Source organism: Flavobacterium cheonanense (genome assembly GCF_039539185.1).
Lineage (GTDB): Bacteria > Bacteroidota > Bacteroidia > Flavobacteriales > Flavobacteriaceae > Flavobacterium > Flavobacterium cheonanense.
In genome coordinates this window covers 208,475-221,642 of the sequence record NZ_BAABCT010000004.1, presented here as the reverse complement: position 1 = coordinate 221,642, position 13,168 = coordinate 208,475, and the positions used below count along the sequence as shown (strand labels likewise).

The 13,168-nt window shown below is 29.8% G+C and carries 10 protein-coding genes and 2 tRNA genes; 5 read left to right on the top strand and 7 right to left on the bottom strand.

Going from position 1 to position 13,168, the window contains the following annotated elements; genetic code table 11:
• The 3 genes from ABD766_RS09425 to ABD766_RS09415 all read left to right on the top strand — a co-directional run bounded on the left by ABD766_RS09425 (position 1) and on the right by ABD766_RS09415 (position 945).
• A tRNA-Pro gene (locus ABD766_RS09425) sits at positions 1–75 on the top strand.
• 24 nt (positions 76–99) lie between these two features.
• Positions 100–173 (top strand) — tRNA-Arg (locus ABD766_RS09420).
• 76 nt (positions 174–249) lie between these two features.
• Complete coding sequence (locus ABD766_RS09415) at positions 250–945, top strand: M15 family metallopeptidase (protein ID WP_344816439.1); 696 nt, start codon at positions 250–252, stop codon at positions 943–945.
• A 2-nt stretch (positions 946–947) separates the two neighbouring features.
• On the opposite strand, the gene ABD766_RS09410 is transcribed toward ABD766_RS09415, so the two are convergent.
• From ABD766_RS09410 to tsaD, 7 genes are all read right to left on the bottom strand, one after another.
• Positions 948–1,514: a hypothetical protein gene (locus ABD766_RS09410; RefSeq protein ID WP_344816438.1), complete on the bottom strand. Its 567-nt coding sequence runs from the start codon at positions 1,512–1,514 to the stop codon at positions 948–950.
• On the bottom strand, positions 1,515–2,699 hold the full coding sequence (locus tag ABD766_RS09405) for a class I SAM-dependent methyltransferase (protein WP_344816437.1): 1,185 nt from the start codon (positions 2,697–2,699) through the stop codon (positions 1,515–1,517).
• 16 nt (positions 2,700–2,715) lie between these two features.
• Positions 2,716–3,807 (bottom strand): AI-2E family transporter, encoded by a 1,092-nt coding sequence (locus tag ABD766_RS09400; protein WP_344816436.1) that lies wholly within the window; start codon positions 3,805–3,807, stop codon positions 2,716–2,718.
• A gap of 77 nt (positions 3,808–3,884) precedes the next feature.
• The gene (locus ABD766_RS09395; RefSeq protein ID WP_344816435.1) at positions 3,885–4,838 is read right to left on the bottom strand and encodes a zinc metalloprotease; all 954 of its coding nucleotides are present in this window, start codon (positions 4,836–4,838) and stop codon (positions 3,885–3,887) included.
• Between the two features lie 109 nt (positions 4,839–4,947).
• Positions 4,948–5,586, bottom strand: a complete 639-nt coding sequence (locus ABD766_RS09390; RefSeq protein WP_344816434.1) for a DUF4159 domain-containing protein — start codon at positions 5,584–5,586, stop codon at positions 4,948–4,950.
• A 5-nt stretch (positions 5,587–5,591) separates the two neighbouring features.
• Positions 5,592–6,296, bottom strand: a complete 705-nt coding sequence (locus tag ABD766_RS09385) for a 16S rRNA (uracil(1498)-N(3))-methyltransferase (RefSeq protein ID WP_344816433.1) — start codon at positions 6,294–6,296, stop codon at positions 5,592–5,594.
• Between the two features lies 1 nt (position 6,297).
• Positions 6,298–7,320, bottom strand: coding sequence for a tRNA (adenosine(37)-N6)-threonylcarbamoyltransferase complex transferase subunit TsaD (gene tsaD, locus ABD766_RS09380; RefSeq protein WP_344816432.1), 1,023 nt, complete (start codon positions 7,318–7,320; stop codon positions 6,298–6,300).
• 111 nt (positions 7,321–7,431) lie between these two features.
• Here tsaD and ABD766_RS09375 point away from each other — a divergent pair, with 111 nt between their 5' ends.
• Together ABD766_RS09375 and pfkA are read left to right on the top strand one after the other, a co-directional pair.
• Positions 7,432–11,961 (top strand): translocation/assembly module TamB domain-containing protein, encoded by a 4,530-nt coding sequence (locus tag ABD766_RS09375; RefSeq protein WP_344816431.1) that lies wholly within the window; start codon positions 7,432–7,434, stop codon positions 11,959–11,961.
• A 156-nt stretch (positions 11,962–12,117) separates the two neighbouring features.
• Positions 12,118–13,104, top strand: coding sequence for a 6-phosphofructokinase (gene pfkA, locus ABD766_RS09370; RefSeq protein ID WP_298304038.1), 987 nt, complete (start codon positions 12,118–12,120; stop codon positions 13,102–13,104).
• The last annotated feature ends 64 nt before the right edge of the window (positions 13,105–13,168 follow it).

Sequence of the window (13,168 nt, the reverse complement as noted above, 5' to 3'; positions counted from 1 at the left end):
CGGGGTGTAGCGTAGCCCGGTTATCGCGCCTGCTTTGGGAGCAGGAGGCCGCAGGTTCGAATCCTGCCACCCCGACTTTTAATATTTTATATTAAAAATGGTTCCATAGCTCAGCTGGATAGAGCAACGCACTTCTAATGCGTAGGTCGAAGGTTCGAATCCTTCTGGGATCACAATCTAAACCTTCTTTTATAAGAAGGTTTTTTTGTTTTTATTATATTTCGTAAATTTCGAAATAAATATTTTTCGATGAACTTCAAGAGCTATTTTTTATCAATCCTCACTTTACTGATTCTTATTAGTTGTAAATCGACGGAATCCTCTTTTGTAAAAAGTAGAAAAACGTTATCTAATAACTATTTAACTGGAAATTCAATTGCAATTTATGAAGGAATAAATGATACTACATTTGTAAATTTAAAAGACTTCAGTTCCGATTTTGTTTTTGATATGAAATATGCAACAGATGATAATTTTCTCAAAAGTAAAGTTTATGATTGCGGTGAATGTTATTTAAGATTGAAGACCATAAAAAGTCTTGTAGAAGCTAACGAAGAATTCAAATCTTTAGGCTATAGAATAAAGCTTTACGATTGTTACAGACCTTTAGATGTCCAAAAGAAAATGTGGGTTATTATGCCCAATGCCGATTATGTTGCAAATCCAGCCAAAGGTTCTATTCACAATAGAGGAGGAGCGGTTGATATTACTTTGATAGATGAAAATGGAATTGAACTTGATATGGGAACCTCATTTGACTTTTTCGGCCCTGAAGCAAGTCATAATTATCAAGATATTTCTAGAAAAATAAGAAAGAATAGAGCTTTGCTTAAATCTGTAATGCTAAAACACAATTTTAAATCGTTTGATTCTGAATGGTGGCATTACAATTTAATAGATAGTAGTAAAGATAATTTAGCCAATTTTAAGTGGAATTGTAACTAAAATTATTGAACACATTTTAAATAATTCATAAAATAATTGTCAGGATCGTAAGTCTTTTTATCTACTTCTGAAACCAATTCGCTTTTACAAACATAATCAATTGCATCTCCTGTATATTTAATTCTTATAAATGAAATTGGAGAAGCTTTTAAGTCTTCAAAATTATCTTTTATGAATAAAAAATAACCATTTAGAATTCGGACATTTTCTTTTTCATTCATAACTGAATTACCACATGTTTCTATTTCTGGAGAAATTAAAGTAACAATTTTACCATTTGTAAGTTGGATGTAAATTTTAGAATTTTCATCAAAACATTTTGCAGCAATAAACTCCGAACTTTTACTTATCATTTGAATGTTTAATGACAAAAGCCCATCAGCATTAATTAATGAAAAGTAAATAGATGTTTGACTGTTTCCAAAAACTCTTTCATGCATTAAATATCCTTTAGTTGACTTATAGGTACCAATGCTATCAGTAACATTTGAACTATAATCACAATCAGTTTGAGCAAATGAATTCAAAGAAAGTGTTAGAAAGAATGCTGTTAAAATTATCTTTTTCATTTAAAATTTTATTTTGTTGCAAATTAAAGCTATTTTATTTTCATTTTTATCGGTTGTGAAAAAACAATACTGATTTCCACCATCTTTTATTTTCCATTTCTTTCTAATATTTTCAACAGTTTCAGGAAAATTTCTAACAGTAACATTCATTTTTTGATTGTTAAAGTTTTCAATCATATCTTTTTTAGAACAGTTAACTATTTTTTCAATTTGAAAAGCCCTTCCCGGAAAATCAATTAATTCATCTGAAGTATATAAATGGGAGTTTTTATGCAATTTATCTACAGAAATAAAACTTGCAATTTGATTGAATCCGCCAGATTTCATAACTGCACTATTGGGTTCATAAAGATATTTTTTGGGAAAACCATAGTTTACTTCGCTCTCAGAATTCATATTGAAATCAAAAACTTCTTTATTTTGCTTAGTAAAGTTTACTGTTTTAATCGATATTTCACCATTATAACCTTTTTCAATAATCCATAGTAGTTCTTTAACTTCATTATCTAGAGCTACAATATGTATTTGTTTTACATTCTTTAGTTCTTTCAATCCTGCTGAAATATCAAGTATTGGAGCAGTTTTAATCAAAATATTATTGGAATACTCAAAATAAGTATCCTGCAAAGCTGGAACATTTGGTAGGCAATCCTTCAACATGAAGACTTTTCCTTTTGCATCATTTCTTCTTGATGGGTCAATGTATATCCAACTAAACTTTTGATTTAATTGTTCTAAAGTTTTAAGGCTATCACCTTCAATACAATTGATATTTAACGCGTTTAATTGTTTGAAGTTATGAGAAACTATTTCAGATAATTCAGAATTAATTTCACAATGAACGATAGTGTCAATTTTTTTTGAAAAATAATAATCATCAATTCCAAAGCCACCGGTTAAGTCAATTAAACTTTCACCAGAAACTATTTCAGATTTATATTTTGCAGTAGCTTCTGACGATGTTTGTTCTACAGAAATCTTACTTGGATAAATAATGAATTCGCTATTAAACCAAGTTGGAAGTTTATCTTTAGATTTGGTTCGAGATTCAATTTGATTTAATAAAATTTTAAACTCAATTTGAGAAAACGGATTTTTTTTAAGAGCTAATTTTGAGGTGTCCAATCCAGTGTTTTCAATTATAAACTTCTGAATTTCCGGATTTAAAATTTCATTAAATTTCATCTTTAAAATCTAAATATTATAAATTTTTAGTTAGAATTTTAATTACTTTATTTTCTGGGAAAAACTCTTTGCCTATTACTTTTAAAGTTGTGTAAAGAGGAATAGCTATTATCATTCCTGTGATTCCAAAAAGTATTCCAATAACAAGAATTACTAAAAATATTTCTAAAGGATGTGAATTTACACTTTTTGAAAAAATAATTGGAGACGAAATATTATTGTCAATCAATTGTACTATAAAAAACCCTATAGAAACATAAATTGTTGTTGGTAGAATGACATCTTGAAAATCATTTCCAATATTACTTAACATCGTTAAAATTCCAGCTAAGATTGATGCAATAAAAGGACCAACATATGGAATTACATTTAAAAGTCCACATAAGAAGGCAATGACAATAGCATTTTCTACACCAAAAATCAATAATACAATTAGATACAAAATAAAAATTATTGTAAGCTGCAATAACAATCCTAGAAAATATCGTGTAAGTAAAAGTCTTGTTTTTTCAATAGAATTTAAAATTTGTTCTTCATGGTCATCTGGAAGAAGTTTTTTCATTCCAACAATAAATTGCACTTTGTCTTTTAAGAAAAAGAAACTAATAAAAAATACAGAAACTAAACCAATTCCAAAACTACTTATGGTTCCAATTATTGAATTGAAAAAGTCTGTCAAAAAATTGAAATTTAATCTAGATGTAATGTCAGTTTCTTTGAATATTTTATTGATTTCGATGTTATGATCACTTAAATAAATACTCAATTGATTATAAAGTTCAATCGATCTATTTTCAATTGATTTTGTATCTAAAAGAGAAAGGTTAGTACTTTGTGATGTTATCAATGGAACAAAAAGCATGATTAAACCTGTGATTAATAGTAAAAACAATATCATTGTAGCTACAACAGCCAAGCTATTTGAAAACTTCAATCTTTTTCTTAAAAATTCAACAATAGGATTAGCTATCATTGAAAAAATTATTGCTACAACTAGATAAACAATAACTGTTTGAATTTGATATATAAAATAAAGTAACAGGCAAACTAGCGCTAAAACACCAATTGCTCTAAGAATTCCATTTGCTATGTTCTTTGATGTTATCATTTGAATAGATTTTATGTAAAAATAAAAAACTCGTTTACAAATGTAAACGAGTTTTTAGAATATTTTGATTTTATTTTTTAGTTTCTGAAAGAAGCTCTTACACCACCAACAGCGAATATTGCATCCATTCTAGCTTTTTGACCTAAAGAGAACATATACATTCCTCTATCATCTGTGTAGTCCATGTAGTTCATTGTCATTTCTACTGGAGTACCAGAACAAGTACTTAAATGAGGATATGTTGGAACTCCATAATTTGCAGCGTTGTGAGTTGGTGTATCAGCAACTAAGTCGCTTCCACATGTAGCATCACCCCAAATATGACGTAAATTCATCCAGTGACCAACTTCATGTGTACCAGTTCTTCCTAAGTTGAAAGGAGCAGTTGCAGTACCTGTTGTTCCTAAATATTTAGAATCTATTACAACACCATCCGTTGCTGAAGAACCTCCTGGAAATTGAGCATAACCAAGAATTCCACCACCAATAGTACAAACCCAAAGATTTAATTTTGTAGTAGGTGAGGTTGGAGCTAAACCACCACGATTAGTTTTTTTCATATCATCTCTTGTGCCCCAAGATGTTTTATTAGTTGATTTTCTAATTACTTGATCTAAGACAAATGAAATACCAACATTAGCTTTTACACCAGAGAACAATGCAGGAACTTGATTGTAATCAGTGTTAGTAGCATTAAAATCTTTGTTTAAAACATCAATTTGTGATTGAATTTGAGCTAATGAAATATTTTCAGCAGCAGTTCTGTATAAAACATTTACAACTACAGGAATTTGAATTTGTCCATTTACTAATCTGTAATTTGGATTATTTGTTTTAAAGTTTTCAGTAAACTCTTCAATTTTATTCATTCTAAGAGCCATTTCAGGATCTTCTTGCAATTGTCTTTTTAATACTTCATCAGAGGCGCAATGTCTTTCTGCGACATTGTTCTCGGCAACAATTTTTGAATCTTCACTTTGACATGAGAAAAGCATCGCTAATAATGATGCTGATAAAAGGATTTTTTTCATAAAACTAAATTTAGGTTTAATTAATAGTTATGCAATCTTATAACATTTAATTAACATATAAAAATATTTTTACTGGTTTATTTTGTAAAATCGATGAAATACATTCAAATTAATTGCTGAATATGTAATTTAGAATATTAGCTCCCATTTTCAAGGCTTTTTCTCTAACTTCTTTAGGATCGTTATGAACATCGGCATCTTCCCAACCATCTCCTAAATCACATTCAAAAGTGTAAAGTAACACTAATCTGTTGTTTTCAAAAATACCAAAGGCTTGTGGTCTTTTTCCATCATGTTCATGTATTTTGGGCAAACCACCAGAGAAAACAAAAGGACCTTGGAAGATAGCATGATTTGCAGGAATTTCTATTAAGTTGTTGTTGGGAAAGATTTTCTTGATTTCTTTTCTTATAAATTCATCCATTCCAAAATTATCATCAATGTGGAGAAATCCTCCAGATAGCATATAGTTTCTTAAATTCAATAGTTCAGCATCATTAAATACTACATTTCCATGACCTGTCATGTGAACAAACGGATAGGAAAATAAATCTGGACTTCCTGGCTCAACAGTTGCAGGTTTTGTTTTGATTTTAGTATTAATATTCTGGTTGGTAAACTTAATTAAATTTGGAAGTGATGTTGGGTTTGCATACCAATCGCCACCTCCATTATATTTCATCAAGGCAATTTCTTGGGAATATGAAAAAGAGGAAATTAAGACTAAGATTAAAAAAACTTTCTTCATTGAATTTATTCGTTTAATAGTGCTACGCTATGGCAAGCTACGACAGCTGCCGTTTCTGTTCGTAATCTTGTTTTACCCAAAGATACTGGAATGTAATTGTTTTCCAAAGCTAATTGAATTTCTTTTGTCGAAAAATCACCTTCTGGACCAATTAATAAAGTAATATTTTCATTAAGTATTAGAGCGTCTTTTAAAGATTTTTTGTCTGTTTCTTCACAATGAGCAATGAATTTTTGACCTTTAAAATCCTTCTTTATAAACTCTTTATAGGTAATTGGTTCGTTCAATTTTGGTATGTAATAATGCAAAGATTGCTTCATAGCTGATTCAATAATCTTTTGAAATCTATCATTTTTCACAACTTTTCTTTCAGAATGTTCACAGATTATTGGTGTTATTTCTTGAATGCCAATTTCTGTAGCTTTTTCCAAAAACCATTCATAACGTTCATTCATTTTGGTAGGAGCAACAGCTAAATGTAATTGTACTTTAGAAGGTTCTTCTTTTTCAAATGAAAGTATCTTAACCGTACATTTTGAATCTGAAGCCAGAGCTATTTCAGTTTTAAATATAAAACCTAATCCATTGGTTACATATAAAATATCACTCTCTTTCTTACGTAATACTTTAATTATATGTTTGCTTTCTTCTTTGTCAAAAACAAAAGAAGTATCTTTTTCTGAAATAGTTGGATTATAAAATAATTGCATATTAAAATTCTATTCTTGCTTTAGAAACAATGGAAGCATCATTAAACCTGTTTTCTAGATATTTTTGATAACCAACAATCCCAATCATGGCTGCATTATCTGTTGTGTATTCAAATTTTGGTATAAATGTTTTCCAGCCATATTTTCCTTCTGCATTTTTCAAAGTTTCTCTTATTCCTGAATTTGCAGAAACACCGCCACCAATAGCTATTTGTGTAATTCCTGTCTCTGCAACAGTCATTTTTAATTTTTCCATTAATATTTCAATAATGGTGTGTTGAATAGATGCACAAATATCTGCTTTATTTTCTTCAATAAAGTTTGGATTTTCTAAAACATTTCTTTGAATAAAATACAAAATTTGGGTTTTGAGTCCAGAAAAACTGAAGTTTAATCCATCCACTTTTGGTTTTGTAAATTGATATTTTTTCTGATTTCCTTCTTTGGCAAATTTATCAATCAAAGGTCCACCAGGATAGGGAAGTCCCATGATTTTTGCAGACTTATCAAATGCTTCTCCTACAGCGTCATCGGTTGTTTCGCCGATAATTTCCATATTAAAAAAGCTATTTACTTTAACAATTTGGGTATGTCCTCCAGAAATTGTTAAAGCTAAAAAAGGAAACTCTGGTTTGTCAAAACCTTCCTCATCAATAAAATGTGCCAAAATATGAGCATGCATATGATTCACAGCTATCAATGGAATATCAAGCGAAAGCGAAAGCGATTTTGCAAAAGAAGTTCCCACTAAGAGCGAACCCATAAGACCTGGACCTTGAGTAAAAGCTATTGCACTTAGTTGATTCTTATTGACATTAGCTCTTTTTAAAGCCATATCAACTACTGGAACAATGTTTTGTTGGTGAGCTCTTGAAGCCAATTCAGGCACAACACCACCATATTCTTCATGTATTTTTTGACCAGCAACAACATTCGATAAAACTTTATCATTTCTTAAAACAGCAGCAGCAGTATCATCACACGAACTTTCAATTGCGAGAATAAAAACATCATTATGTAGCATTGGGCACAATTTTTGAATTATATTTGAATAACCATTATAAAACGATTATTTTTACAACGAATACAAAAGTAACTATTTTCGGGGTTTCTTATTCAATGCCAAAATTAAATTTTGAAAGAAAAAAAAGTAAATACTCGTTTTAAAAAAATCAGGAAAATTGTTTTTCGCGTTTTTCTTGCGCTTTTATTTCTGTTATTATTGACTGGTATTGCTCTTTCTTTGCCGTCAGTTCAAACAAAAATTGCCCATTACTATACCGAAGAACTTAACAAACAATTCGGAACTAATATTTATGTAGACCAAGTAGAAGTTACCATATTTGGAGGTGTTCAAATGAAAGGTGTTATGGTTAAAGACGAGAAAAAAGACACCTTGATTTTTGCAAAAAGAATAATTACAAACATTTTAGACTCTAAAAGATTGTTAGATGGTGATTTGCTTTTTGGAGACATTAAAGCAGATGAACTAACTTTAAATGTAAAAACATACAAAGGTGATAAAGATACCAATCTTGATAAATTTGTTGCTGCATTTGATGATGGTAAACCTTCCTCTGGTAAGTTTTTAATGACTTCTGATAAAATTACCTTAGTAAATAGCCGTTTTATTCTGCATGATTACAACAGAGAAAATCCAAAAGATGTTGATTTTACTCAGCTTAATGTATCAGCTACAGATTTTAAAATTCAAGGACCAGACGTAACTACCAATATAAAAGAAATGTCTTTCAAAGACCATCGTGGATTGTTTGTGGAGAATTTAAAATCGAAATTTACTTATACAAAAAAGAACATTAGATTAGAAGAAACTAGTATTAAAACCGCTCAATCTGATTTTGAAGGAGACGTTATATTAAAATATGATAGAAAAGATTTTGCAGATTTTAATAACAAAGTAATTTTTGATGTTAATTCTAAAAAAGCAACCATCGCTTCTAATGATATTCGTTATTTTTATGATGAATTGGGTAAAAATCAACTCTTCGATTTTAGAGGTAAAGTCGATGGTACTTTAAATGATTTCACAATTAAAAACTTAAAATTAAAGGATACAAGAAATTCAGAGATTGTTGGAGATGTAAACTTTAAAAATCTTTTTGCTAAAAAAGGACAAGGAGAATTTTACATGAATGGTTCATTCGACAAAGTAACTTCTAGTTATGAAAATCTAGTATCAATTCTACCTAATGTTTTAGGAAAAAAATTACCTTCTTCTTTGAAAAAGTTAGGCCAATTTAATTTGAATGGAGATGCCGAGATTACTACCAAAAGTATCGATGCCGATTTTGATTTACAAACAAGATTAGGTAATGTTTCTTCAAAACTTTTAATGACTGATATTGATAACATTGACAATGCCTCTTATTCTGGCAATATAGTTTTAGATAACTTTGATGTAGGTAGTTTTTTAAACAGAAAAGATGTTGGAAAAGTTTCAATGGATGTTGATGTAGATGGAAAAGGATTTGTTGAAAAATATCTAGATACAAAGTTTTCAGGTGAAGTAAAAAGCGTTAGATATAATGGCTATACCTATAAAAACATTTTGGCAGATGGAAGTTTTAAAAAACCAATTTTTAAAGGAAACATTAATGTTAATGATCCTAATTTGTTTTTTGATTTCAATGGAATAGTTGACTTAAGTAAAAAAGAAAATATATATGATTTTCATGCTAAAGTAGATTATGCAAATCTTAAAAATTTAAACTTCATGAATGATGCAGTATCCGTTTTTAAAGGTGATGTTGTCATGAAAGTTACTGGAAGTAATCTCAATAATATGAGAGGTGATGTTGTCATTACAAATGCATCCTATCAAAATCCTAAAGACATTTATTTCTTTGATAATTTAACCGTTAATTCAAGTTTTGATGCTGAAAATATTAGAACAATTTCATTGTATTCACCAAATGAAGTTAATGGAAAAGTAGAAGGTAAATTTGATATCAATCAAATACCAGGTATGATTGAAAATTCGTTAGGAAGTTTATACACCAATTATAAACCAAATAATCTAAAAAAAGGTCAGTTTTTAAAATTTGAATTTACAGAGTTTAATAAAATTATAGAAATTATAAATCCTGATATATCGTTCAGTGATGACGCCGTTATTAACGGAATTATTAAGTCGGATGATAATGATTTTAAATTGAATTTTACCTCCAATACTATTGATGCTTTTGGAACACATTTAGATAAAGTGTTACTTGAAGTAGATAATAAAAATCCATTGTACAATACTTATGTTCAAATGGATAGTATCAAGGTTAAAAACTATAAAATAAGAGATTTTTCATTGATCAATGCTACTTCCAAAGATACTTTATCGTTTAGAACAGAATTTAAAGGAGGCGAAAAAGGGAATGACTTTTATAATTTGAATTTATATCACACTATTGATAAAAACAACCAAAACATTGTCGGTTTTAACAAATCTGAAATGATGTTTAAGGACTATCTGTGGTATATAAATGAAGAGGAAAACGATAAAAACAAAATAGTATTTGATAAAAAGTTGAGTAGTTTCACTTTTGATGATATTGTAGTTTCTCACGAAAATCAATCCATAGCATTAAAGGGATTATTGAGCGGAAAAACAGAGAAAGACATTCAACTAACATTTCATGATGTAAACCTAAACAAGGTTACACCAGATGTAAAACAATTTAAGTTTGATGGAAATCTAAACGGCGAGGTATTTCTAAAACAAAAAAATGCTATTTATCAACCAACTGCCTCTGTTGAGATAAGTAATCTTTTGATAAACGACAACGAGTTAGGTAACTTAAACTTAGATATTGCAGGAAATAACGATTTCACCAGATTTGATATTGAATCTAAAATAGAAAACGAAAACTTTAAGTCTTTTGAAGCTGATGGTAATTTACAAATAGTTGACCAATCAACACTTATTGACTTGGATTTAAATTTCCAAAAATTCAATTTAGGTGTATTAAGTAATCTTGGTGGCGAAGTACTATCAAATATTAGAGGCTTTGTTTCAGGTAAAGCTAGCTTGAGTGGTGATGTTAATAATATTGATTATAATGGTAGATTATTTGTTAATGATGCTGGAGTAACTATTCCATATTTGAATGTTGATTATGCTCTTAAGGATAATTCAATTATTGATGTAACTCAAAATAAATTTATCATCCAAAAAACTAAAGTAAATGATACTAAATTCAATACTGAAGGTGATTTGCAAGGATTTATAAAACACAAACAATTTGGCGATTGGGAATTAGATTTAACAATTGATTCCAATAATATTCTTGCTGTAGACACTCAAGATAAAGAAGATGTTGCCTATTTTGGTAGAGCATTTATAGATGGCTATGCAACGATCAAAGGTCCTACAGATGGGTTAGAAATTAATGTCAATGCTAAGTCTAACAAAGGAACCGATATTAAGATTCCTATTAATGATGCCGATGCTGTTAGTGAAAACAACTATATACAATTCTTGTCCAGAAACGAGAAATTAGGTCTTAATACAAAACAAGCTGAATTTATCAGAAACTACAATGGACTTCAAATGAATTTTGAGTTTGACATTACAACTGATGCAAATATTGAAGTTATTCTTGATAGAGATTCTGGTCATGGTATGAAAGGTCGAGGCAAAGGAGGTTTGTCAATGAGAATTAATACACTTGGAAAATTTGAAATGTATGGTGACTTTCAAGTTTGGGAAGGTTCCTATAATTTTAAATATGGAGGTTTAATTGATAAGAAATTTGATGTCAAAAAATTTGGTTCTATTGTTTGGACAGGAAATCCGTTTAATGCCACTTTAAATCTTGAAGCCGTTTCAAGAAATATTACTGCAAATCCAGCAGTATTGATTGATAATGCTTCTTTCAATAGAAAAATTCCAGTTGAAGTTATTATAGATTTAAAAGGAACAATTACTAAACCAGAACCCGATTTTAATATTAATTTTCCAAATGTAAGTTCTGTTTTAAGATCTGAAATCGAGACTAAGTTAAGTGATAAAGATAATCGTCAAAAACAAGCTTTGTATTTACTTTCAACAGGTGGATTTTTGAGTCCAGAAGGAATAAGTCAATCGCAAATAACTAATAGTTTTTATGAAAAAGCTGGAGCCTTATTTGGAGATTTATTTAATGACAAAGATGGCAAAATGATTGTTGATGTTTCCTATACAGGTGGTGATAGAACAGCTTTAAATCCTACTGATGGTAGAGTAGTTGCCTCTGTTACTACACAAATTAATGAACGAATCACCATTAACGGAAGAGTTGGTGTACCAACTGGAGGTGTTTCTGAAACAGCCATTGTTGGAAATTTTGAAGCGCAATACCGCGTTAACGAAGATGGTACTTTGAACTTAAGAATATTTAATCGTGAAAACGATATCAATTATATCGGACAAGGTATTGGATATACACAAGGTGCCGGAATTTCCTATGAAGTTGACTTTGATACTTTCAAAGAATTGATCAATAAAATTTTCAAATCTAAAATAGATAGAGAGAAAAAGAATCTTGTTGAGACTCCTGATGATTCAGATTTTCTTCCTAATTATATTGATATGGAAAAAGAAAAAAAGGAAGATAAGAAAAAATCTGAACCTGAAAACAAACCTAATAATGAAGGAAAACCTGAAGATGAATAATTCAGGTTTTTTTTATGCATTTCTCAAATTAGTTTCTTAATAACTTAAAACTTATCAACGAAAACGATTGAATTTCGCTGGTTTTATCAAATCAGTAAAAATCTCATCACTTATATGCATATTCTTTGCTAAATTTACATTTTAAAACATAAAAATATGTCAAAAACGATAAAAAAAATAGGTGTACTTACTTCAGGAGGAGACTCTCCAGGAATGAACGCAGCTATTCGATCTGTTGTTAGAACTTGTGCTTACCATAACATTGAATGTGCTGGAATTTATAGAGGTTACCAAGGAATGATAGAAGGAGATTTTAAAGAAATGGGACCACGTTCTGTAAACAATATTGTAAATAAAGGTGGAACAATTTTGAAATCAGCTCGTTCTAAAGAGTTTATGACAGTTGAAGGTCGTAAAAAAGCTCACCAAAACCTTGTTGCTGCTGGTATTGATGCTTTAGTAGTTATTGGCGGTGATGGTTCTTTTACTGGTGCCGAAATTTTCAATAACGAATTTGGCTATCCAGTAATGGGAATTCCTGGTACGATTGACAATGATATTTTTGGAACTAGTCATACTTTAGGATTTGACACAGCATTAAACACCGTTGTTGATTGTATAGATAAAATTCGTGATACTGCCAGTTCACACAATCGTCTGTTTCTAGTTGAAGTTATGGGACGTGACGCTGGACATATCGCTCTTAATGCCGGAATTGGAGCAGGAGCAGAAGAAATTCTTATCCCAGAAGAAGATTTAGGATTAGAACGTCTTTTAGATTCTCTTCGTAAAAGTAAAGCTTCAGGTAAATCATCAAGTATTGTGGTGATTGCAGAAGGCGATAAAATTGGTAAAAACGTATTCGAATTAAAAGATTATATCGAAGAAAATTTCCCAGAATATGATATTCGTGTTTCTGTTCTTGGTCACATGCAACGTGGTGGCTCACCTTCTTGTTTTGACAGAGTTCTTGCAAGTAGACTAGGAGTGAAAGCAGTTGAATCTATCCTTGAAGGAAAATCCAATTATATGGTGGGAATGCTAAACGATAAAGTTGCTTTAACACCATTAGAACAAGCTATAAAAGGTCATTCAGAAATTGATAGAGAACTATTGAGAGTTTCTGATATCATGACTACTTAATACAATTTCAAAAGTCAACTACAAAAGTCAATTTCAATAATTAATAATAAAATATAAAATTAAA

Bases quoted from the DNA above. Each gene is read 5' to 3' on its own strand.
- ABD766_RS09415 (WP_344816439.1), top strand. From the start codon at position 250: ATGAACTTCAAGAGCTATTTTTTATCAATCCTCACTTTACTGATTCTT.
- ABD766_RS09410 (WP_344816438.1), bottom strand. From the start codon at position 1,514: ATGAAAAAGATAATTTTAACAGCATTCTTTCTAACACTTTCTTTGAAT.
- ABD766_RS09405 (WP_344816437.1), bottom strand. From the start codon at position 2,699: ATGAAATTTAATGAAATTTTAAATCCGGAAATTCAGAAGTTTATAATT.
- ABD766_RS09400 (WP_344816436.1), bottom strand. From the start codon at position 3,807: ATGATAACATCAAAGAACATAGCAAATGGAATTCTTAGAGCAATTGGT.
- ABD766_RS09395 (WP_344816435.1), bottom strand. From the start codon at position 4,838: ATGAAAAAAATCCTTTTATCAGCATCATTATTAGCGATGCTTTTCTCA.
- ABD766_RS09390 (WP_344816434.1), bottom strand. From the start codon at position 5,586: ATGAAGAAAGTTTTTTTAATCTTAGTCTTAATTTCCTCTTTTTCATAT.
- ABD766_RS09385 (WP_344816433.1), bottom strand. From the start codon at position 6,296: ATGCAATTATTTTATAATCCAACTATTTCAGAAAAAGATACTTCTTTT.
- tsaD (WP_344816432.1), bottom strand. From the start codon at position 7,320: ATGCTACATAATGATGTTTTTATTCTCGCAATTGAAAGTTCGTGTGAT.
- pfkA (WP_298304038.1), top strand. From the start codon at position 12,118: ATGTCAAAAACGATAAAAAAAATAGGTGTACTTACTTCAGGAGGAGAC.